Genomic DNA, 22,984 nt, shown 5'->3' with positions numbered 1-22,984 from the left:
TTTGAAAGGGGAGAGATAAATGGATTTAATTTTAAAAAACGCGGTTATTCCTCAGGGAGACAGGAAAGTAGCAACTAATATTATGGTAGATAACGGGGAGATCATAGGATTTACAAATGCTCTAAATGGTCTATCTGCTGATGAGATAATTGATATCAAAGGTAATCTTGTTGTACCGGGATGTATTGATCCACACACTCATTTTATGGATCCGGGGTTTACCCACCGTGAAACATTCAGGACTGGGAGCAGGTCGGCAGCAGCTGGTGGAATTACAACCCACATCGATATGCCTTGTTGTAGTAAACCATCTGTACGTGATGGAGAAAGTTTCCATAAAAAGTTAGATCCATTGAAGGATCAAGCGTATGTTGACTTTTGCTTCTGGGGCGGTATGACGGGGGAAGATGTGCGTGAGGGATGGCTTGATAACATTTACCCGCAAATAGAAGAAGGAGTCGTTGCATTTAAAGTATATATGACACCATCAGTTCCAACGTTTCCGAAAGTAACGGATGCTGAAATGCTTGAGATATTCAGCCATATTGCTCCAACCGGGATGCCAATTGGTGTGCATGCTGAGAACTACGATATTTGTACGTTTTACACGGAAAAGTTGAAAAAAGAGGGACGTATGGATGGTCCGGCATGGGCTGAGGCCAGAATGCCGCTTGCAGAGAAAGTAGCTATCCAGTTAATTCTTAGTTACGCAGAGGCAACAGGAGCTCGTGTCCATGTGGTGCATATGAGTACAAAAGAAGGCGTTGAGATTGTAAAGGAAGCGAAGAAACGAGGCGTTAAGGTAACGTCTGAAACGTGTCCACATTATCTCGTACTTAATGCACAGGATTCGATGACAGAACGTGGTACATTTGCCAAAATCGCGCCACCACTTAGGGAAAAAGAAGACAATGTTGTTCATTGGCAGGCTCTAGCAGATGGAACAATAGATTTCGTTGGAACCGATCATGCGCCATATGAAATAGAGACGGAAAAAGACGCCGCTGATTCGGATATTTGGAACAGTTTCCCTGGAATCCCAGGAGTGGAGACGATGGTTCAGATTCTTGTTAGTGAGGGATTAAATAAAGGCCGATTGTCTTTATCCAGATTTGTTGAAGTAACGAGTAGAAATGCAGCGATCCATTACGGAATTTATCCAAAAAAAGGCTCGATGGAACTTGGCAGTGATGCAGATTTTACCGTTATTGATCTGGATCGTGAATATGTGATTGATGAACAGCAAACGGAGTCTATGGCAAAATACAACCCGTTACATGGTATGCGTTTAAAAGGAAAGCCGATCCAGACGATTGTACGCGGCAAAGTGGTCTATGACGAGGATAACGGTGGAATTGTCGGAGATGCGGGCTATGGTCAATTTGTGAAACGTCAGAGTATTCAACGCCTGGATCGCGGGATTAAATATGAAACGTATGAAGAAGGGGCAAAAGAAGCTGAATCACAGCAACGAGTAGAGAAGGCTTTAACTCAAAATTAAGAAAGGATGAGTGAGTATGGCAGAATTAAAAGGGAATAAACATGCACTTGTCATTATTGATATGTTAAATGATTTCATCGGAGAAGAGGCTGCTCTTCGATGTGAAAACGGTGAAAAGATTGTCCCGGAAATTAGGGAAGCAATAGATTTTTGCCATGAACAAGACATACAGGTTATCCACGTTCAGGAAGCGCATCGCAAAAATGATGCAGATTTCAGAGTGAGACCTGTACATGCGATTAAAGGTACATGGGGTTCCCAGTTTGTTTCAGAACTCGAACCAGAAGAAGACAAAGGAGACTATGTGGTTCAAAAGCGCCGTCATAGTGCCTTTAGCTTCACCGATTTCGACTTGTTCTTACGAGAAGAGAAAATCGATACGGTCGTTCTTACAGGTGTCTGGACCAATGTATGTGTCAGAAGTACAGCATCTGATGCGTTATATCATGGCTACAATGTCATTGTGCTATCAGATTCCACTGCTTCAAAAGACGATGATATGCATCGTTCGGGCTTAAGGGATATGGATTTGTTTGGAGACATCATGACGACGGATGAATATAAGCATGCAGCAATTAAAAAATTCTCCCAAAATCAACATACTGTCTAAGGTAATCTTTACATGAGCCGTAAGATGAGGATCATCGTCGGCATAACGGGGGCGAGTGGATCATTGTATGGATATACATTGGTTCGCACGCTCCATCAATTGGGTATTGAAACCCATTTAATTGCAACCGAAATGGGAGTAAAGGTTATGCAATTCGAGTGCGGCGTGAAAGTCGATGATCTCAGCGAATATGCCATTATCCATCATAATCAAAACTTGTTTGCTGCTGTTTCCAGTGGATCTTTTAAGACAGATGGGATGGTAATTGTACCATGCTCCATGAATTCATTGGGCGCGATTGCTAACGGTGTCGGGGATAACCTTCTAAGTCGAGCAGCTAGTGTTGTGATGAAAGAAAGACGGAATTTAGTCATCGTACCTCGGGAAGCCCCGTTTCATGTCATTCATTTAAAGAACATGACGACTTTAGCTGAAGCAGGCGTATCGATTTTGCCAGCTAGTCCTGGCTTTTACCATAAGCCAACGGAAATCTGGGAACTGGTAACCTTCATGGTTGCCCGCATATTGGACGAACTAGATATTGAACATGAATTAATGGAGAGATGGGGGGAAGGGAAATGAATCCCCTTACTATGAGAGATTTACTTGCTGATTGGGAAAAGCGTGGGATCCTTTATCGAATTAAAAAAGAAGTGAGTGCTGAGTATGAGCTTGGTGCAGTTGTACGCGCTATGAACGGTGAACAACCGTTTCTGTTTGAAAATGTTAAGGGCTATACGGTTCCGATGGCTGCTGGGTTAGGTGGTAGCCGTAAATTAATGTCAGATAGCATTGGGATAGACGAATCGGAGTTAATTCCTAAGATGATCGATTCTATTGTCAATCCAATTCCAACGAATAGACTGCCAACAGGACCTGTACATGATAACGTTGTGATGGGGCCATTTGACCTTGATGATTTCTTTCCAATACCTACTTTTCATGCTGAGGATTGCGCCCCTTACTATGTCTCAGGGATATTGGTTGTTAATGACTTAGAAGGTAAAAAAAGATATACCTCTATTCGCAGAATGAAGTTTATTGGGGGAAACCGAACCAATATTGTTATCACCTCACCTGAACTAGCTAGGCAATATACGTACTTTGAAGAACGAGGAGAGCCAATGGAAATTGCTGTCATGTTTGGTGTTGTTCCAGCAGTTGTACTGGCTTCTCAATTCAGTACACATCTGCACCATGCAGACAAATTGGATGTAGCTGGAGCACTGCTTGGACAACCATTGGACGTTGTGCGCTGTAAGACAGTTGATATTGATGTGTTGGCAGCTGCTGAAATTGTTATGGAAGGTAAGATTCTGCCGTATGAACGGGACCAAGAGGGAACTTTCGGAGAACTAGGTGGTTACTATGGCGGTAATTTTCCCCAGCCAATTGTTGAAATGTCTGCTATAACCTATCGTGACAATCCCATATCGCAAACGATTTTCCCAGCAAGTTCTGAGGAAAAACTACCGATGGGTCTTGTACGTGAAGTAACGTTGTTCAGTACTATTAGACAGGTGGTTGAAAATGTTAAAGCGGTTCACCTTACGATGGCCGCTGCTGCTCGACTACATGCTGTTATCCAAATAGAAAAGAAATCAGAAGGTGACGCAAAACAAGCGTTGATGGCTGCATTTGCAAGTGATAAGGATTTAAAACATGCTGTTGTTGTGGATGATGATGTCGATCTTTTTGATGCAAGTGATGTGGAATGGGCGATTGCTACAAGATGCCAAGCTGATCTGGATGTGTTTATTATATCGGGAGCAAAAGGATCTCCACTGGAGTCATCTCATAATTTAAGAGGCGTATCAGCCAAGATGGGAATAGACGCTACATACCCGCTCTCTGAAAAGGAACACTTTAGAAGAACATCTGTCCCGATTCAGAATATTAACGTAAACGATTATTTGTAAATTTTCACGAAGATGGGAGAGAAACAAGATGAGTGCAATAGGATTAGTGGAAACAAGGGGACTGACAGCTGCAATAGAAGCATTGGATTCCATGGCAAAGGCAGCAAACATCCGTTTAGTTGATATGAAAAGAGTCGGATCAGGTTTAATAACAGTGATTGTGGAAGGTAATGTTTCCGATGTAAGTTATGCAATTGAAATAGGGAAGCTTGCTCATGAACGTGCAGGTGGAGAACTTATTTCATATAGTGTCATTCCACGTCCCCATTCTGAGTTGAAAAAAATCCTTTAAGGTGAGGTGTACATGTTGTCTGATGTGATGAAACAAGTTGTCTCCGAAATACTGCAAGGAAATAAAACGCTTGTAGCTAAGGGTAACCATGAACCACAACATAAAGAATCAGACACTGCCCTTAACAATATTAACCGACCAAACTATCAAAATATGAAAAAAGACCAGCGACTTTCCTATGCTGGAAAAAATGTTCGTATTTCTTCAAACGACAGGAAACCACATGAACGTAAAAAGAGCGTTTCCTTGTTACCTAAACCATTTAATGAAGAATCGATATCAACCTTACATTCCAGATCACTCGCACAAGGAAACGTCCCCAAGAAAAGCAATCCGAACTTAGGTGCGAAAAAAGCTAGAATCATAGGGAACACTAAGAATGGTGGTTGTGTATGGTTTTTTCCACAGCTCCCAATGGATCTGATGGGAAGTTTTAACCGTTCGCTCAATAGTGTTTCTGTCGGAGTTGTGAAGATGCCTGAGAGTTTACCAAGTTATATAGTGTTGATTAATGAAATAATCCGTAATAATCAGGACGTCAAATTTCACATAACATGGAATAAAGAAGGGGATACACCATTTACAGCTGAGTTATATGATGAAGATGCCAACAGATTAGAGAAGATTATGAACGACATTTATCAAAAGATAAATCGCACTTCATTAAAAAGGTATGAAACATATACGGCAGTATCTCCTAGTTCATGGTTATCCAAGCAAATGAAGATCAAACCATCTGCAGACGCGATTGCTTTTTTAGAAGGAGTACCTTATTACACGGGGATTGTACTGATGGATACATTATTAAGGAACTTTGAGAATAATGATTTTAACTTTGAAATTAATCATAACTATATTTTGTTAGAAGGAAATTATCACGTGATTTCCAAACTGATTGCAGAATTAAAAAAGGAAGCAGCCCGGTTAGTCAACTAGTAAACTTGATTGAGTCGAAAGAGGTAGGTGAATGAATGTGAAAGCACTTGGACTTATAGAGACGATTGGTTATACAACAGCAGTTACAGCGGCGGATGCTGCGGTTAAGGCAGCAGATGTGGAAATTATCGGCATGGAAAAAGTAATTGGAGTAAGGGGCTATGTTGGTGTGACGATACATCTCACAGGAGATGTTGCTGCTGTTACTTCAGCTGTGGAAGCGGGTAAAGAACAGGCAGAATTGGTAGGCGAACTTATTTCAACAGAAGTAATCCCACGACTACATTCTGATGTTGACGAAAAGCTGTTAAGTAAATTTTTACTTAAAAATGAACCAAAGCCAAAGAAAAAAACTACCGCAAAAAAGAAAGCAAGCTCAAATGAAACAAAACCGAAAGCCCAAGCAGAAAAAACAAAAGCTAAGCAAAACGATCCAGCAGCGAAATCGAAACCAAATCCGTCTTTAGAAGAACAAGCTGGAGAATCGGATGAAAATGATGGTAAGAAAGCATAAATTAATCAAAATGAGGAGGTTATTGTAATGGGAGAAGCGTTAGGATTAGTAGAAACAAAAGGACTAGTTGGAGCTGTTGAAGCAGCAGATGCGATGGTGAAGGCTGCAAATGTTGAGATTTGTGGGTATGAAAAAGTTGGTTTTGGACTTGTAACTGTCATGGTTCGTGGAGATGTTGGTGCAGTAAAGGCGGCAACAGATGCAGGTGCAGATGCTGCTAGTCGCGTTGGCGAACTTGTAAGTGTTCATGTCATTCCAAGACCACACAGTGAAATTGAACGTGCATTACTATCTAAAGGAGAATAAACGTGCAAGTTAACCAGCAAAGTTCAGTGGTAGATGCAACTTTGCGGGAACTTTTGCTCCGAAACAAAACAGCACACCAAAAGACAGTGTATGCTCTACTATTCTATCATATGGGCGGAATGGAAGAAGGTTTACAAAGTTTAAAAGCGTTACATGAACATGGAATAAGAGTCCGGATCATACCTGATGAACGGATTCTTGACCATTATCGTGTGACCGATCTTGCTAGAAGAGCTGGAATTGATGACTGGATTTCCTTGAATGATTTTGAAAATCAAAAGCAACAGGTAGATCATGTTTATATCCCCATTTTGCCGTTTTCAACCGTATCCGATTTGCTGAACTTCAATGATACACGGTCTTCTATTCGGATGGTGATGGGTGCATTGATGAAAGGCAAAAAAGTAAGTGCCTTCTCAGCCGGTGCTAACCCATACCATTCCATCTGGCAGGATGTAAAGATGAACCATGGTACCCCATTATTAAAGCATCAAATGAAGAAACAATTACAGCAAATCAGAGGATTCGGTGTTCACTTAATCGATCATGCTGATGAGGTTGTAAATCATTTTATAACAGACTTTCATCAAGAAAAGAGACAAGTTATTACCGCGGATGACATGAAAAAACAGGCAAAAATCGGACGTCGATCCATTGAATGGGAACAGGGAACCATTATAACACCATTAGCACGAGATATTGCTAGAGAACATAATATTGAAATTGGTGAGAAATGAGGCGGAAGCTAGTATGGAAATGGGAATCGTAGTCGGACGAGTTACAGCAACTAGAAAAGATGAAAATTTAGTTGGTACCAAGTTATTGATCACTCAATCGATCGGTATAGATGGCAATCCCCTTACTTCTGTACCTATTATTACAGTAGATACCGTTGGTGCGGGTGTTGGTGAACAAGTATTTTTTGTCAGAGGAAGCATGGCATCTCGTGCTGTCAAAAACAAAGATGCCCCAATAGATGCAGCAATTGTGGGTATTATTGATAATTTAGATTGCTAGTTGTGAAAGGGTGACAAAGAAGTGATGCAGGCTGAAAACATTAAAGAAGCAATTCAGTGGAGAAAACTTATTGATGTGTTGCTTGATTCGAATCAATTTGCCGACCTTGTGCTTAAGGGAGGCTACATCATCAATACGGTAACACGAGAAATTTATGAAGCTGATGTTGCAATCAAAGGCGAATATATTCTAATGGTTGGTGATGTTAGCGAGTTAATAGGCAGTAAAACAAAGGTGGAAGACGTAAAAGGAAGGTTTATTTCACCGGGATTTATTGATTCTCATATGCATTTTGAAAGCTCGATGCTAACGTGTACGGAATTTTCCAGGTTATCCATTCCAACTGGAACCACAACCTTAATTGGTGACCCGCATGAAATAGGAAACGTCTTGGGAGTTCAAGGGATGCAGGAAATGATAAAAGAAGTTAAAACATTACCCAATCAGGTTTATTTTACGGTTCCTTGTGCCGTACCTGATGCACCAGGACTTGAAACACCGGGGTTTGATGTGAATTCCAAACATATGGAAGAGCTGTTAAATGACCCTTATGTCCAAGGAATTGGTGAGATTCAAAGTTTCAGTAATATTCATCCCGTTTATGAAAATGCCCCAGAACTAATAGATGATCTTGTCGCAGCCGTATCATACGCGAAAAGTATAGGGAAAACCGTAGAAGGTAATGCACCTGGACTATTTAGTAAAGAATTGGCCGCACATATCATAAGTGGTGGCACCCATGTTTCCTGTCATGAAACAACGACAAAAGAAGAAATGGTAGAGAAGCTCCGATATGGTGTAAGTGTGTTTATGCGGGAGGGTTCATCACAACGAAATATGGCAGCATGTATCCGCGCGATAACAGAAGAAGGACTGGATTCACGGCGAGCCATGCTTGTATCGGATGATATGGTGCCAGAGGACTTACTAAAGGACGGTCATATGAATGATATTGTCAAACGGACAATTGCTCAAGGGGTAGATCCTGTTGAGGCCATTCAAATGGCAACCATTAATCCTGCTACTCATTTCGGATTTAAAGACGTTGGCATATTGGCTCCTGGTAAGCGAGCTAATATTGCGGTGATCAGCGATTTGAATGAAATGACAATTGATCAAGTGTATCTTAATGGAAGTTTAGCTGCAGAAAAAGGGGAACTGACCATTAATCTTGGGTCATACACGTATCCAGAGAGTGTGAAAAAATCGGTCAAAAGAGATCCTGTAAACGTAGAGAATCTTCACATCCAGGCAAAGGGAAGTCGTGCAAAGGTGCGAGCTGTCGTTGCTATTCCAGACCAAAACCTGACAGGTGCTAAGGAATTTAAGATGAATGTATCCAATGGGGTTGTTCAGCCGTGCTTACAACAGGATGTGTTACCACTTGTTGTCGTCGAAAGACACGGAAGGACAGGGAACATAGGAAAGGCCTTCTTAAATGGGTTTAAACTGCAAAGTGGTGCGATTGCGGAGAGTGTAGCACATGACACGCATAATATCATTGTTACCGGAACGAATTATGAAGACATGGTAACCGCTGTTAACAGAGTAATATCCATGGATGGCGGTATTGCCATGATTAAAGATGGTAAAGTGGTTGGCGATCTACCCCTAAGAGTAGGTGGTTTGATTACGGATGAACTAAACGGCAGGGAAGTAAGTGAAAAGATTGCAGAACTCTCAAGATTGGCAGAAAGTGAACTAGGATGTGGTATTCATGTGCCATTTATGCATCTTTCCTTCTGGTCACTTGTTACCAGTCCTGAATGGAAAATTACCGATATGGGGTTAATCGATGCCGATAAATTTGAAATCCTTGCCCCTGTTGTTGAATAAGGAGGTAAATCATGGCAGTCAAATTAGTTGATCTTTCACAGGAAATATATCAAGGTATGCCTGTTTTTCCATTACATCAGCCTACATTGATATTCCCGAATGTAACGCATGAAGAAAGTAAGGAGAAAATAGGATTTGAGTTTGCAACGAACAATCTCCTTATTAACGAGCATGGACCAACACATACCGATGCTACTTATGAATACGACCCAAACGGAAAATACATCAATGAAATGCCTCTGGATTATTTTTATGGACCGGCAGTATGCCTGGATCTGTCGCATATCTCACCTGAGGATTACATTACACCTCACGAATTAGAAAAGGCATTACAAAAATCACAGCAGGTGCTTGAAAAAGGCGATATCGTTTTATTATATACGGGTCATTATAACCGCAAGTATGGAACAGATGAATGGCTAACACGGTATACAGGTCTTGATTATGAGGGAGCTAAATGGCTTGCTGAAAGAGGTGTAGTCAATATAGGAATCGATGCTCCTGCAATTGATAATCCGAATGACACTAAATTTTCAGGGCATCTTGTGTGCAGGGAGTATGGGATGTCAAATACAGAGAATCTAGCTAATTTAAACGAAGTTGCTGGGAAACGTTTTCTCTATTTTGGCTTACCACTCAAAATCAGAAAAGGTACAGGGTCTCCAATTAGAGCGGTCGCTGTGTTTATTGATTAAAGCGGCAAGAGAGGAGTGTTAGATGTGGCCTATACAGAGAGAATAAAAGAAGAGATTTTAATCCCACCGTATGAAGGAAGAAGTGCTTTGTTAAAGCCTGGTGATGAGCTTGTTATTATTGACGTTGACGGCAAACAGGTTGGTGACTTTGTATGTTTTAACAAGAATGACCCAACAGAATTCGTATCGCCTGTCCATATGAGAGCATCCCTTAGCAGTATCCGGTTAAAAATTGGTGATGCGTTATACAGCAATAGACGTAGACCATTGATGACGTTTGTTGGTGATACCGTTGGAAAACACGATTTCTTTTTTCCAGCATGTGATTACTATCGCTACAAAGTGGACTTTGACTCAGAGAATCATCCGAACTGCCACGATAATTTAAAAAACGCTTTGGAAAAGTATGGACTGGGCAAGGAACCGGTTCCAGATCCGATCAACTTTTTCATGAATAACGTACTGAACGATTCAGGAGATTATGAGATTCATGAACCATTATCCAAGCCTGGTGATTTTGTACGCTTAAAGGCAACCGAAGAGGTAGTTATTGCATGCTCAACCTGTTCACAGGATATGGCCTCTGTTAATGGATGGAAAGTAACGTCATTAAAAATGCAGATCATGGAGGGGAGCTAAATGGATGCTATTCGTTTTTTACAGCGGATGATTCAGATTGATAGTTCCAATCCTCCAGGAAACGAGAATGATATTGCTAGACTGCTTGCTGAAAGATGTGACCAGTCAGGTATACCGTATACGATATCAGAAGTTGGTGCGAACCGAAGTAATTTTGAGATTCGTATAGAGGGAGAAGGGGACGGAAGATTCATATTTTGTGGTCATATGGATACCGTTTTGCCTGGGGAGCAACCATGGAAATTCCCCCCGTTTTCTGGTGAAATAGCTGGTGATCAACTGTACGGGCGCGGTGCATCAGACATGAAAAGCGGTCTTTGTGCGATGTTTCTTGCAGTGGAATCATTGTTTAACGAACAGAAACGTCTACCGATGGATATTGTTTTCCTCGCTACTGCAGGTGAAGAAGTGGATAGCTGTGGTGCTAGAAAGTATTTGCAGGAACAGCATTTAGATGATGATGTGAAGGCGTTGGTAATTGGTGAACCTACCAATGAGAAAGTAGTGGTGGGTCATAAGGGCGCACTATGGCTTGAAATTATTACGGTGGGTAAAACAGCACACGGCTCGATGCCTGAGATGGGAATTAATGCTGTGGAGTGGATGCAGAAGGTTATGGAGATGATCGAATCCTTAAAAACGAAATGGAAAATTTCTGCTGTTCCTTTAGGCGAAAGTAGTCTGGCTATTACCAAGCTAAATGGCGGGGTGCAAACGAATGTTATTCCAGATCGGTGCAGTTTACATGTGGATATTAGATCTATCCCACCTCAATCACATGAAGAGTTAATCATGGAAATAAATCAAAATTTGAATGAATTATTTTCAGCGGAAAATGCTCCTGATTACTTCGTAGATATATTACTAGATCGACCATCTATCTTAACGGAAAAATCCAGTCACATTATTACGACAGCTTTAGAAATAAAAAATCAGGACTCCGTTTACGGTGTGTCCTATTATACAGATGGTGCTGTCCTGAATCCTGATAGCAAAATCCCAACTTTAATTTATGGTCCGGGTGACGAAAAACTTGCTCATCAACCCAATGAATATGTTGATGTACATGCTTATTTACGTTCCATCGAATTCTATAAGAAGTTAGCGATCGCATTTACTTCATAACCGATTTGTTCAAGCATAAAATAGTAAAGGATGAACATATATTAGCGAACTATATAAATCTATAAGCTGTTTTCTAAAAGATTGTTTTTTCTTTGTGTTGAACCCTAATTAGTAGTTGATATAAATTGCGACATAACTTTAGGCTTTTTTCTAAGAACGCGTGCTATTGCCGCCGTCTGGGGTCGCTACGGGCGGATGCTTTCCGCGGGCACGGCCTCAGCCTCCTCGAGAAAACCACTCTGCGGGGTCTTCGGACACGTGCTGTTCCCGCAGGAGTCACCGCCCTCCGCTCACCCTGACTGGTAAGAGGTTTTATTAATACTAATACAGTCCCACGACAGTAAGGGAAATAACAGCGGAGGAAATACACGTAGACTCCTTGAAAATACAAACCGATTTTCTGCGTGCGATGTCTATCTACGTAGCTTTCCTTATCCTGTGGGAGCAGAGGCCTAGCCTGAGACACCAGAGAGCGTTAGCTCGAGGAGGCTCATCAGCCGCCCACGGGTAGAAGACACTGCGTAGTGAAACGAAGCAGATGTCGCACTTGTACCCGGATGGGTGAAAGCGAAGTGTATTTCCGTAGCGGTAGGTTAACCGTCACATCAAGTTACGTCGCAGTCTACATCAATATCAAACAAATTTTATTAAAAGATCCTGGTTAGTGCTTCTGTTATATATATATTTCCCAAATTCAAGGGGGGGGAATGGAATGTCTACTATATTAATAAAAAATGCCCAAATCATAACGATGAATGCACGTGAAGAAATTATTCATGGAGACATTTACATCGAGAATGACAGAATTACAAAAGTTGGTGGAGATTTAGGAATCGCAGCAGATCAAGTGATCGATGCAAGGAATAAAACAATTATACCTGGTTTTATCCAAACACATTTGCATTTATGTCAAACGCTGTTTCGTGGTCAGGCTGATGACCTGGAGCTTATGGATTGGTTGCAGAAAAAGATTTGGCCATTAGAAGCATCCCATGACGAGGAGTCCAGTTATTATTCTGCTATGTTAGGCCTAGGGGAATTATTGCAGAGTGGAACTACGACCATCGTGGATATGGAGACGGTGAATCATACCGATGCCGCACTTCAGGCAATGGCTGAAAGTGGTATTCGCTGTCTTGCCGGAAAAGTGATGATGGACATGGGAGACGATGTACCTGATTTACTACGGGAAGATACGACGAGATCGATACAGAAAAGTGTTGATCTCCTTGAAAAGTGGCACCAATATGATAATGGTCGCATTCAATATGCCTTTTGTCCACGTTTTGTTGTTTCGTGTACAGAAGAGTTGTTAACAGAAGTACGAGATCTATCGAAGCACTTTCAGGTCAAAGTACATACCCATGCCTCGGAGAACAAGGGAGAAATAAAGATTGTTGAGATGCAAAGAGGTATGAGAAATGTTGTGTATCTCGATCGAATAGGTTTGGCTAACGAAAATCTTATCCTGGCTCATTGTGTGTGGCTTGATGATGAGGAGAAACGCATCATTAAAGAGCGTGGTATTAAGATGAGTCATTGTCCTGGTTCTAACTTAAAATTAGCATCAGGTATTGCTGATGTACCGGATTTATTGGAAATTGAGGCTAATGTCAGTTTGGGTGCAGATGGAGCACCTTGTAACAATAACCTTGATATGTTTAATGAGATGAGGTTGGCATCTTTAGTTCAAAAACCGATACATGGACCAACTGCCATGAATGCAAGGACGGTATTCCGGATGGCTACTATTGGTGGTGCAAAAGCTGTGGGGCTAGATCATGAAATTGGTAGTATTGAAGTTGGAAAAAAGGCTGACTTAGCGATATTGGATTTAAACAACTTTCACACGTATCCTTCCTTTGAAATAGATCCTATATCAAGAATTGTTTACTCTGCAACAAGAGCTGATGTTGATACAACGATTATAAATGGCAAGGTAGTCATGGAAAATGGCAACGTAAAAACAGTAAACAAGGATATTGTCTTACATGAAGCGAACAAATCTATTAAAAGACTCCTAAAACGTGTTCCATCCATCGTAAATATTTAATAGTAGATACTTGTTTTTTAATAGTTTTGAAAATTCAGTATTGACAAAAATGAACATGTGGATATAATTTAATACAACATATACAAACATGAAGTGTTTGTCGTGAATGTTTAAATGACCATTTTCGTATAACCCTATTACTTGGTGTAGGGGTTTCTACAGGGAACCGTAAACCTTAGCTACGAAAAGGCGTCTTCCACATGTGAAGGCTCCTTTTTGTAGCTTTTTTTAATATAATGAAGGGGTTGATCAGTTGAAAACGATTTACTTTAAGGTGAATGGTGAAGAAGTATCTGTTACATGCCCACCAACAAAAACGTTGTTGGATGTATTACGTGATGAATTTGATTTAACAGGTAGTAAAGAATGTTGTGGGAAAGGTGAATGTGGTTCATGCACGGTGCTTATTGATGGGTATTCCATTTGTTCTTGTCTTGTATTAATTGGGCAAGTTGAAAATGAAAACATCATTACGGTCGAAGGTATTGGGGTGACAACGAATATGGATGTTGTTCAACAAGCATTTTCAGATGAAGGTGCAACCCAGTGCGGATATTGTACACCTGGTTTTATCGTTAATGCTCGATCATTTTTAAACGGCATAAATTATGTTCCTACCGTTGATGAGGTAAAGACGGTGCTAGGAGGTAACCTGTGTCGTTGTACTGGCTACACTAAAATTATAAAAGCCGTACAAACAGCTGCTGAAAGACAACTTGCACCGGAAGGAAAAACCAATTGAGCAAGGAACATATATCGGCAATAGTATTAGCTGCTGGTTTTTCCAGTCGGATGGGGACATTAAAAGCTTTACTTCCATGGCAAGGAATACCACTCATTCAGTATCAAATGGAACAATTGAAGAATGCTGGTATTGTAGAAATTATCATGGTACTTGGGCATAAAGCAGATGAATTGGCTCAAGTGATATCGCCGTACGATGTCAAATCAGTGTTTAACGAACACTATCGAGATGGGAAAAGTTCGTCCATTAAAAAAGGTGTATCTTGTATGACGGATAACCCATCAGGTATTTTCATTTTGGCCGTTGACCAACCTGTTCCAAGTTTTATCCTTCAGAAAATGGTAGAACACTTTCGAATCGATCAACCTTCCATTGTCATTCCATCTTATCAAGGGAAACGGGGACATCCTATTTTATTTCAAGGAAACTTAAAAGAAGAGTTGTTAACTGTAAATGAACAATCTAAAGGACTTCGAAAGGTGATTCAAACGTATCATGACGAAATTTCCTACTTGGACGTTCGTGACCCTGCTATTTTACTAAACTTGAATGAACCGAATGATTATTTCCATAAGAATTAGCTCGCTGTTTGTGAATAAAAATTAATTGGTAAGGGGGCAAATCATGAGAGTTTCTGCTATCGATATGGTTTCACCGAAATCTGTTGAAGCGTGTTTGTTTCTTCTAGGTGATCAAGATAAAACATATCGTTTTATCGCAGGTGGAACGGATGCTGTTGTGCGAATGAAAGATGGTATCCTGCGTCCTTCTGTATGGATAAATATTAAACACCTTAAAACATTACGTTATATTCGGGAAGAAATGAATGAAATTCACATCGGACCATTAACAACACATACCGATATTGCCACGTCAAAACTTCTCCAAGAAAAAGCAGATGTATTAGTCGAAGCTGCAAAAGAAATTGGTGCCATCCAAATGCAAAATATGGGGACCATCGGAGGCAACATTGGTACTGCCTCTCCAGCGGGAGATACACTTCCAGCTTTATTTGTACTAGATGCAAAAATTGAACTATCCTCTCTACATGAAAGTAGAATCATTCCAATCCGTGAATTTTTCACTGGCCCAGGTAAAACCGTGCAAAAACAAGATGAAATGATTACAGCTATTCGGATCGTCCCGCAAACAGAGAATGAAATCGGGATTTTTGAAAAACTTGGCCCACGTAAAGCCCAGTCTATTTCGATCGTAAATGTTGCCATTTCATTAAAAATGGGTATGAAACCACGGGAATGCCTCAGCGGTAAAATTGCCTTTGGCTCTGTTGCCCCAACCATCATCCGATCTGCAAAATGTGAAAAAATGCTTACACTTGGTCCGCTGGATGATGTTGCCATTCAAGATATTGCAGGTGCGGCCTGGAAAGAGGTTATGCCAATTTCAGATGTTCGAGCCAGTGCTAAATATAGACGCAGCATGGCAAGCTCCCTATTAGAACGAGGGTTATACCGCTTAATAGAAAGGTGGGAAGAACGATGAGTAAACAACTAGCGGAAGTTCAACAGCGTGGGAGTGAACAGAAATTAAAATGGGTTGGAAAGTCCGTTAAGCGGATCGATGGTCCTGAAAAAGTGACTGGCGAACAGAAATATAAGACAGATTACAACTATCCAAATATGGTGTGGGGTAAAGTGCTCCGTTCCACATACCCGTATGCTGAAATAAAAGCGATTGACACATCAAAAGCCGAGGCACATCCGGAAGTTGTTTGTGTGTTAACCCATAAGGATATTCCTGGATTTAATGGATTCGGGATTGTTACACCTGATCAACCCGTCTTATGTGAAAATGTTGTAAGATGCACTGGTGATGCAGTCGCATTAGTTGCAGCAGAAACGCTTGAAGCGGCAGAAGAAGCAATTGCATTAATCGAGGTAGACTATGACGTGCTTAAACCTGTTACTGATGTAGAAAACGCTATGATCCAAGGTGCACCCAAGCTTCATCCAGATGGCAACATTCATAGTCATGTGACGATTGTAAACGGCAATATAGATAAAGGATTTGAAGAAGCAGATTATATTTTTGAAAACACGTATTATTCCCCCCGGCAAATGCATGCATTTATTGAAACAGAAGGTGGTTGGGGATTTTTAGAAGCGGATGGCTCATTGACCATTCAATGTCCTGCTCAATATGGTCACAGGGATAAATTGCAAATAGCAAGGTCTCTAGCTTTAAATCCAGAACGAATTAATGTTTACTCAAGCCCAAATGGTGGAGGTTTTGGTGGGAAAGATGAGATTACCGTTCAAATCTATCTCGCTTTACTCGCGTTAAATACTGGCGGCAGACCGATAAAGCTTCATTTAAGCCGTGAAGAGTCGGTGATCGCTGGGATCAAACGCCATCCTTTCAAGGTAACTGTGAAAACAGGGGCGAAAAAAGACGGGACACTTGTGGCTAATAAAGTTCGCGCTGTTGCCGACACTGGGGCATATGCCTCGCTTGGTGGTGCGGTTATTGCGCTCGCCATTGAACACGCATCTGGTCCATATAAGATTCCTAATGTGGATATGGAAGGTTTTTGTGTTTATACCAATAACGGAATTGCTGGTGCTTTTCGTGGATTTGGCGTAAACCAAGTATGTGTTGGTATCGAAACACATATTGATATGTTGGCTGAGAAAACGGGTCTTGATCCGATCGAAATTAGAAAGAAGAATGCGTATCGTCAAGGCGATATCTCCAGTCTGGGTCATGTTGTGCAGTCAAGCGTTGGAACGATCGAAACACTTGAGAAGGCAGAAGCGTGCGACCTGTGGGTGAATCGAGATCTGTACAAATCGCAAATAAGTGAACCCTGGAAAAAGCGCGGTGTTGCAGTGGCTACTTCCTATCATGGTGTTGGTATGGGACTTGGTACGCCTGATTATGGTGCAGCTTCGATTGAACTCTTAGAAGATGGGCGATTTAAAGTTGGAATGGCTATTGAAGAAATTGGTACTGGAAACGGAACAGTCTATGCCCAAGTAGCTGCTGAATGCTTGAATTGCAGTATTGAGAATATTGTAGTTATACAAGGGGATACAACCGAGACGCTTGACAGTGGTACGATCTCAGCGTCACGATCAACGTATACAGGTGGGCGTGCGATCGCAACTGCTGCTCCGAACATGATCCATCTATTAACTAAACAAGCAGCTGAACTATTAAATATATCATTAAGTAAAGTGGAACTTGCTGAGAATAAACTGATAAATGTAGATGATGAAAGCCAGTTCCTTACGTACCAACAAATCTATGACAGCCTTTATGATCAAAATGAATCCACTCGTGTGGAAGGACACTTTTACTTACCAAAAGAAAAGGAAGCACTAAAAAATTCAGGTGGAGCCCCTCATCATCTATATGGCTATATGACACATGTTGTGATGGTTGAGGTTGACATGTTAACAGGAGAAACGGACGTATTGAATGTCGTAGCCATACCAGATGTCGGCAAAGTTTTGAATCCTCAGGGTCTTGAAGGTCAAAGTGAGGGTGGAGCTGTGATGGGAATCGGTTATACATTATACGAAGATGTATTGATCGAAGGCGGCTACCATAAAACGAAAAATTTTACCGATTATATTATTCCGACAATTAGAGAAACGCCTGTTATTGAAACGATTCCTGTAGAGTCCAATGAAGAAACTGGTCCGTTTGGGGCAAAAGGTATAGCAGAAGTGGTTATGATTCCTATTATACCAGCTATTATGGCTGCTATATATGATGCAACAGGTGCACGGATTAATCATCTGCCAGCAACACCAGAACGTATCTATCAAGCAATTCAAGCTAGTAAAAAACAAAAACTTACCTCGAGGTGATGCCAATTGATGAGTCAGCCATTATGGGAACAACTTGAAAAAGCTGTAAACAATCACCAGGAAGTGGCACTTATTACGATTACAAATCATCCAGAGAAAACGCTTATCGGTACAACGTTTCTCCTACAAAAAAATGCTGACCTTTATGATGAAAACAACTTATCACAGGGGCTTAGGTCCAGATTAATAGATGCATGTTTACCTTTATTAAACCAGCATAAAACAAAAACGGTTCGATTTTCATATAATGATTTAGAAATGGAATGCTATGTGGAGGTGTTTCCAACTCCAGCCCATTTAATTGTGGCCGGTGCGGGTCATGTATCAGAGCCCGTTGCTGAGATTGGCAAAATGTTAGATTTTTACGTAACGGTAATAGACGACCGGAAAGAATTCGCTAACCACTCACGGTTTCCTTATGTAGACCATGTGGTTTGCTCGTCCTATATTGATTTTTTCAAAAATGTTCGGATTACACCACAAACTTATATCCTACTCTTAACACGCGGACACAAATTCGATGTTGTCAGTTTACAAGAATTATTAAAACGAGAAGAAATGATGCGTATTGAAGAACGCACCACTTATATTGGAATGATAGGTAGTAGACGAAGAATATCTGGTGTATTTGAGCAGCTGAAAAGTGAATTCACCGATCATAATTTTGTGAATATTTATTCACCTGTAGGGTTGGATATTGGTGCGCAAACTCCTGCTGAGATTGCTGTCAGTATAATGGCGGAAGTTTTAAAAGTGAAAAATGCTTCCAGTGGAAATTCCCTGAAAGAGAAAATCTCAAGTTACTCTAAATTAACATTTCGGGAGAGAAATAGAAAATGACTAATCTTGAATTTTATAAGAAAGTAATGGCTATTGATCAAAACGGTAGTAGTGCAGCAGTTGCTACTATTATTAGGACAAAAGGATCCACACCGAGAAGAACCGGTGCTAAGATGATCGTATACCCTAGTGGTGAAATATTCGGTACAATTGGCGGAGGATGTGGGGAAGGAGAAGTTATTGAGAAATCCTATTCTGTTATGGAAAAAGGAGTTCCTATCCAGCATCAAGTCGATTTAACCGAAGGGCTGTTTTATGAAGATGGTGGTATATGTGGTGGAATAATGGATGTGTTTATTGAACCAATCCGAAGCACCTAGTCAAAGCCAAGGTGTACTACATGGTTAGCCGACAAAATAGAATAATTTTTATTTTGGCTAATATTGTTGTCCTTGCTTGTAAGGAGGTTGAAATTAATGGACAAAAAGGTATTGAAAAAAAGAATTGCCGTTGCAGCCAAGAAGATCTCAGCAGATACCGTTATTAAAAACGGGAAAATTATAGATGTATTTAACCAGGAAATAATCGAAGCAGACCTTGCTATTGTGGATGGTGTTTTTGCTGGAATTGGAAGCTTTGAAGGTGAGAATATAATTGATGCTGAAGGTAAATACATTGCACCAGGTTTCATAGATGGACATGTTCATATTGAATCGGCAATGATTACACCAGCAGAGTTTGCTAATGTTGTCGTACCTCATGGTGTAACATCCATTGTTGCTGACCCGCATGAAATTGCCAATGTGAGTGGAATTGATGGGGTGAGATTTATGATCGATGCATCAGAAAATATTCCACTTCATGTATATTTTGGTATTCCTTCTTGTGTTCCAGCAACTCCATTTGAAAATGCGGGAGCAGTACTATCTGCCAAAGACATACTTCCTTTATATGAACATGAGCGTGTTGTTAGTCTTGGGGAAGTAATGGATTATCCAGCAGTCTTCCATGGAGATGACGCTATGCTGGATAAATTGGTTGATGCTATGGCCCAGAATAAGGTGATTGATGGTCACGCAGCGGGTGTTGATCAAAATGGAATTAATGTATATATGGCTGCGGGTATCCATAGTGATCATGAATGCACAACAGCTGAACAAGCAAAAGATAGGCTAGAACGTGGTATGTATCTCATGCTGCGTGAAGGTTCTGCATCACGGGATTTACAAACTCTCTTACATGCAGTAAATGAAAAAAATGCCCGACGTTGTTTATTTGTTACCGACGATAAACATCTGGATGACCTGATAGAGGAAGGCTCTATCGATCATAACATTCGGTTAACCATTGAACATGGGATTGACTCGATAACTGCGATTCAAATGGCTACTATAAATGCTGCTGAATGTTTTGGTTTAAAAAATAAAGGTGCTATTGCTCCAGGTTATGAGGCTGATTTCCTATTGCTTGATAACCTTGATAACGTTGACATTGCGGAAGTTTTTATAAAAGGGGAGTCTGTTGCTCGAAATGGAAAGTGTGTTACCGAACATAAAAGTTTAGTTCAGCCTTCAAGAGAATTAGTAAACAGCATCCGAATGAAGGATATGATACTAGATGATCTTCGTATCGAACACTCTTCCAACGAAATGGCTAATATTATATCTATTGTGCCAAATAGTATTGTAACCAAGCATATTGTTGAAAGAGTAGATGTGAATAACGGTCTATTTCAACCTAACATAAAAAAAGATTTGTTAAAAATGGCTGTTGTGGAAAGACATAACCAAACGGGGAATATTGGACTTGGGATACTCCGGGGATTAGGTCTGAAATCAGGAGCAATAGCCTCAACTATCGCTCATGACTCGCACAATATCGTAGCAGCAGGGACAAATGATATCGATCTACTTACAGCTATAAACGGTATTAAAGAAATAAGCGGTGGAGTTGTTGTGGTCGATAAAGGCAGTGTGGTTGCATCAATCGCATTACCAATTTCAGGACTGATTTCTGATGAAGATTATCGTACTGTAAACGCGGGCTTACATACATTAAATGATGCTCTTCTGTCGATTGGGTTTACAGGAGACTTTAATCCTTTTATTACGTTATCGTTTATGGCATTGCCTGTGATACCCGAAATAAAACTAACAGATCTTGGATTGTTTAATGTACAGTCTTTTCAGCATATTACAGTTAAGGTTAGCGAAACATACGCTCAAAAAAGATAGAAGGAATGTCCTGAACATCATCATGTTCAGGACATTTTGATAGTAGGAGATTAAATATATTTTGTTAATTCAGTGGACCTGAAGATCCTGATTATATTGTATTGGAAATCGAGCCGATATTAGTTCGCTTGATGAATAAGAAAGGTGAACCACCTAAAGTAATGAAACTTTGAATAATGCGTAATGAGTCGAGTAAAAGAATTAACCAACTTTTACTCTATTTTCATTACAGGAAATTAAAGATAGGTTTAAAACTCTTTAACCCTGGGAAGAACATATAATAATAAATTATGTCCAATACATGGTTGGAAGACTTGGTTTACTTTGTTGTATATCGAAAGAAACAGCCTCCCCCTAGATAATCACTTCATTTTTAATTCAACTAAAAGACAATTCCATAGCGAAACGAGGTTTTAATACATGCAATATTTAACTGATGATGCGTTAACAAACGCCTATAATGAAGCAATTGAAATGAAATTGGACAAGAGTTTCCTGAGCTTGTTAAAAAAAGAAATACTTAATAGAGGGATAGAAGTAAAATAATTATCGTTTTGACAAGAAATCTGTTAGTAAAGAAGTATGGGAATAAGCATGTATAAGTCAGATGAATTTACATATGACAAAATAGTGATGAATGGAATTAGTGACATGGTGTTTGTCATTAGAATAGAAAATGAATCGGAATATATTTATAAATTCTTAAATCGCTCTGCTATGGAGGGTACGGAACTTACTCATCAAACTATTCAGGAGATTTACAACTAGTATGTGTATCGCAATGGCATCTTTCCTAGGAACGCCGTTTTTGATGTTGAAAAATGCAGATATAGTACTCTATGAAGTAAAGATGCTGGAAGAGATTCATATGGACTAAAAGAGTTTTAGTTGGTCGAAAACTAGTTTTCTAGAAAGTTAAAATGCCTGCCTACAGTTGTTTACTGTAGGCAGGCATTTAATAGTTTATTTAGAGATTAAAACTTTATTAACAGTACCAAAGATATAATCGTCAACTACAAAAAACAGTAATTTATGATCACAAGTTTATGACAATGCAGCCTGAAACAAAGTTGCAACAAGTGGTATGAAAGTGATGGCATATAGAGTGGAGGTACTTCTGTGGTAAAATTGAAAATCCTATTACATCTTTATGTCCTTTCCGCACTTTATTAGTAGAAGCCAAAAAAGTCGTGATCCTTTTCATATAAGGAATCACGACTTTTTGTTTGCATTTTTATTTTGCGAAACGGTGGTTTCCAATTGTTACTGTTACTTCACGTGAGAAGATCCAATCACTTTTTGCGGTTTTAGGGTTATAGAAATAGATAGAACCTGAACCTTGACCTCTAAATGCAATAGCTTCATTGACAGCTCGCATATCTTCTGCACCTGGTGCTTGGTTAATAGAACCTGTTTGAACAGGTGTGAATGCATAGTGACCACCTGAACGTTCATAAACAACTCCATTTACCGTGTTAGGGAACTCATTGTGATCTACACGATTTAATACAACTGTTGCTACAGCAACCTTTCCTGCATAGGACTCTCCTTTAGCTTCAGCGTGGACAAGCTTAGCCATCAGCTGTTTGTCCTTATATGAAACAGAGTTCGGAATGTTTAATGTTTCCCCCGCATACAAAAGGCTACCAGTCCGATTATTAGCTAATTGCAAGTTTGATAAAGATATTCCAAATTTATTAGATATAGACCAGAATGATTCACCTTTTTGTACTTTATATGAAGAAGCGTCAGCACTAGTTGGTAAAGTTAGAACACTTATTGATAATGCAGCTGCTAACACTAATTGTATGATTTTATTCATGAGTTAACCTCCTAGTAAAATAGCTTTCTATTAAAGGCTACTAAATGTAATATATTTTAGCATTAGCAAAAATTAACTATTAAGCTCCCAACTTATGTATCCCATATCATTCATGTAATGCATT

General features: G+C 40.1%; 25 protein-coding genes and 1 riboswitch. Of the genes, 24 read left to right on the top strand and 1 reads right to left on the bottom strand.

From position 1 onward, the window contains the following. Positions 1-19 precede the first annotated feature (19 nt). From allB to ACFQ3N_RS17860, 24 genes are all read left to right on the top strand, one after another. Positions 20-1,501, top strand: a complete 1,482-nt coding sequence (gene allB / locus ACFQ3N_RS17975) for an allantoinase AllB (protein ID WP_390364177.1) — start codon at positions 20-22, stop codon at positions 1,499-1,501. Between the two features lie 16 nt (positions 1,502-1,517). Then, positions 1,518-2,111, top strand: coding sequence for a cysteine hydrolase family protein (locus tag ACFQ3N_RS17970; RefSeq protein ID WP_390364176.1), 594 nt, complete (start codon positions 1,518-1,520; stop codon positions 2,109-2,111). A 12-nt stretch (positions 2,112-2,123) separates the two neighbouring features. Beyond that, positions 2,124-2,693, top strand: coding sequence for a UbiX family flavin prenyltransferase (locus tag ACFQ3N_RS17965; protein WP_390364174.1), 570 nt, complete (start codon positions 2,124-2,126; stop codon positions 2,691-2,693). Further along, complete coding sequence (locus ACFQ3N_RS17960; protein WP_390364172.1) at positions 2,690-4,030, top strand: UbiD family decarboxylase; 1,341 nt, start codon at positions 2,690-2,692, stop codon at positions 4,028-4,030. The genes ACFQ3N_RS17965 and ACFQ3N_RS17960 overlap by 4 nt, the downstream gene beginning before the upstream one ends. Positions 4,031-4,058: 28 nt before the next feature. After that, a complete protein-coding gene (locus ACFQ3N_RS17955) occupies positions 4,059-4,322 on the top strand; it encodes a BMC domain-containing protein (RefSeq protein ID WP_390364170.1) in 264 nt (87 codons plus the stop codon). A gap of 15 nt (positions 4,323-4,337) precedes the next feature. Next, positions 4,338-5,258 carry a hypothetical protein gene (locus ACFQ3N_RS17950; protein ID WP_390364168.1) on the top strand — a complete coding sequence of 307 codons (921 nt, stop codon included), beginning with the start codon at positions 4,338-4,340 and terminating at the stop codon, positions 5,256-5,258. A 31-nt stretch (positions 5,259-5,289) separates the two neighbouring features. Next, positions 5,290-5,772 (top strand): BMC domain-containing protein, encoded by a 483-nt coding sequence (locus ACFQ3N_RS17945; RefSeq protein ID WP_390364166.1) that lies wholly within the window; start codon positions 5,290-5,292, stop codon positions 5,770-5,772. A gap of 27 nt (positions 5,773-5,799) precedes the next feature. Beyond that, the gene (locus ACFQ3N_RS17940) at positions 5,800-6,078 is read left to right on the top strand and encodes a BMC domain-containing protein (protein WP_390364164.1); all 279 of its coding nucleotides are present in this window, start codon (positions 5,800-5,802) and stop codon (positions 6,076-6,078) included. A 2-nt stretch (positions 6,079-6,080) separates the two neighbouring features. Then, positions 6,081-6,815 carry a hypothetical protein gene (locus ACFQ3N_RS17935; RefSeq protein ID WP_390364162.1) on the top strand — a complete coding sequence of 245 codons (735 nt, stop codon included), beginning with the start codon at positions 6,081-6,083 and terminating at the stop codon, positions 6,813-6,815. Between the two features lie 13 nt (positions 6,816-6,828). After that, the gene (locus ACFQ3N_RS17930; RefSeq protein WP_390364160.1) at positions 6,829-7,095 is read left to right on the top strand and encodes a EutN/CcmL family microcompartment protein; all 267 of its coding nucleotides are present in this window, start codon (positions 6,829-6,831) and stop codon (positions 7,093-7,095) included. A gap of 24 nt (positions 7,096-7,119) precedes the next feature. Continuing rightward, positions 7,120-8,931: an adenine deaminase gene (gene ade, locus ACFQ3N_RS17925; protein ID WP_390364206.1), complete on the top strand. Its 1,812-nt coding sequence runs from the start codon at positions 7,120-7,122 to the stop codon at positions 8,929-8,931. An 11-nt stretch (positions 8,932-8,942) separates the two neighbouring features. Continuing rightward, the gene (locus tag ACFQ3N_RS17920) at positions 8,943-9,626 is read left to right on the top strand and encodes a cyclase family protein (protein WP_390364158.1); all 684 of its coding nucleotides are present in this window, start codon (positions 8,943-8,945) and stop codon (positions 9,624-9,626) included. A 24-nt stretch (positions 9,627-9,650) separates the two neighbouring features. Then, complete coding sequence (locus ACFQ3N_RS17915) at positions 9,651-10,265, top strand: DUF1989 domain-containing protein (RefSeq protein WP_390364155.1); 615 nt, start codon at positions 9,651-9,653, stop codon at positions 10,263-10,265. Further along, complete coding sequence (locus ACFQ3N_RS17910) at positions 10,266-11,390, top strand: M20 family metallopeptidase (protein WP_390364153.1); 1,125 nt, start codon at positions 10,266-10,268, stop codon at positions 11,388-11,390. It begins immediately after the preceding gene. Between the two features lie 712 nt (positions 11,391-12,102). After that, entirely contained in the window at positions 12,103-13,443 is a 1,341-nt protein-coding gene (locus tag ACFQ3N_RS17905) for a 5'-deoxyadenosine deaminase (protein ID WP_390364151.1), read from the top strand. 104 nt (positions 13,444-13,547) lie between these two features. Then, positions 13,548-13,645, top strand: a riboswitch (purine riboswitch). Positions 13,646-13,696: 51 nt separating this feature from the next. Further along, a complete protein-coding gene (locus ACFQ3N_RS17900; protein ID WP_390364150.1) occupies positions 13,697-14,185 on the top strand; it encodes a (2Fe-2S)-binding protein in 489 nt (162 codons plus the stop codon). Next, the gene (locus tag ACFQ3N_RS17895; protein ID WP_390364148.1) at positions 14,182-14,769 is read left to right on the top strand and encodes a nucleotidyltransferase family protein; all 588 of its coding nucleotides are present in this window, start codon (positions 14,182-14,184) and stop codon (positions 14,767-14,769) included. Before ACFQ3N_RS17900 ends, ACFQ3N_RS17895 begins: the two co-directional genes overlap by 4 nt. 43 nt (positions 14,770-14,812) lie before the next feature. After that, entirely contained in the window at positions 14,813-15,691 is an 879-nt protein-coding gene (locus tag ACFQ3N_RS17890; RefSeq protein WP_390364146.1) for an FAD binding domain-containing protein, read from the top strand. Further along, positions 15,688-18,024, top strand: coding sequence for a xanthine dehydrogenase family protein molybdopterin-binding subunit (locus ACFQ3N_RS17885; protein ID WP_390364144.1), 2,337 nt, complete (start codon positions 15,688-15,690; stop codon positions 18,022-18,024). The genes ACFQ3N_RS17890 and ACFQ3N_RS17885 overlap by 4 nt, the downstream gene beginning before the upstream one ends. Before the next feature lie 9 nt (positions 18,025-18,033). Then, positions 18,034-18,864, top strand: a complete 831-nt coding sequence (locus ACFQ3N_RS17880; protein ID WP_390364142.1) for an XdhC family protein — start codon at positions 18,034-18,036, stop codon at positions 18,862-18,864. After that, positions 18,861-19,184: an XdhC family protein gene (locus ACFQ3N_RS17875; protein ID WP_390364140.1), complete on the top strand. Its 324-nt coding sequence runs from the start codon at positions 18,861-18,863 to the stop codon at positions 19,182-19,184. Before ACFQ3N_RS17880 ends, ACFQ3N_RS17875 begins: the two co-directional genes overlap by 4 nt. 96 nt (positions 19,185-19,280) lie before the next feature. Continuing rightward, entirely contained in the window at positions 19,281-21,038 is a 1,758-nt protein-coding gene (gene ade / locus ACFQ3N_RS17870) for an adenine deaminase (RefSeq protein WP_390364138.1), read from the top strand. A gap of 420 nt (positions 21,039-21,458) precedes the next feature. Further along, positions 21,459-21,584, top strand: coding sequence for a sporulation histidine kinase inhibitor Sda (gene sda, locus ACFQ3N_RS17865; RefSeq protein WP_390364136.1), 126 nt, complete (start codon positions 21,459-21,461; stop codon positions 21,582-21,584). Between the two features lie 48 nt (positions 21,585-21,632). After that, positions 21,633-21,806 carry a hypothetical protein gene (locus ACFQ3N_RS17860; RefSeq protein WP_390364134.1) on the top strand — a complete coding sequence of 58 codons (174 nt, stop codon included), beginning with the start codon at positions 21,633-21,635 and terminating at the stop codon, positions 21,804-21,806. Positions 21,807-22,272: 466 nt separating this feature from the next. Here the strand turns inward: ACFQ3N_RS17860 and ACFQ3N_RS17855 are convergent, their stop codons facing one another. After that, positions 22,273-22,860 carry a cell wall hydrolase gene (locus ACFQ3N_RS17855; protein WP_390364133.1) on the bottom strand — a complete coding sequence of 196 codons (588 nt, stop codon included), beginning with the start codon at positions 22,858-22,860 and terminating at the stop codon, positions 22,273-22,275. Between the last annotated feature and the right edge of the window lie 124 nt (positions 22,861-22,984).

It is taken from the genome of Virgibacillus byunsanensis (assembly GCF_042675965.1).
In the GTDB taxonomy this organism is placed as follows: Bacteria; Bacillota; Bacilli; order Bacillales; family Amphibacillaceae; genus Virgibacillus_R; species Virgibacillus_R byunsanensis.
Note: the sequence above shows the minus strand (reverse complement) of the source record. Positions and strands in the feature narration are given on the sequence as shown.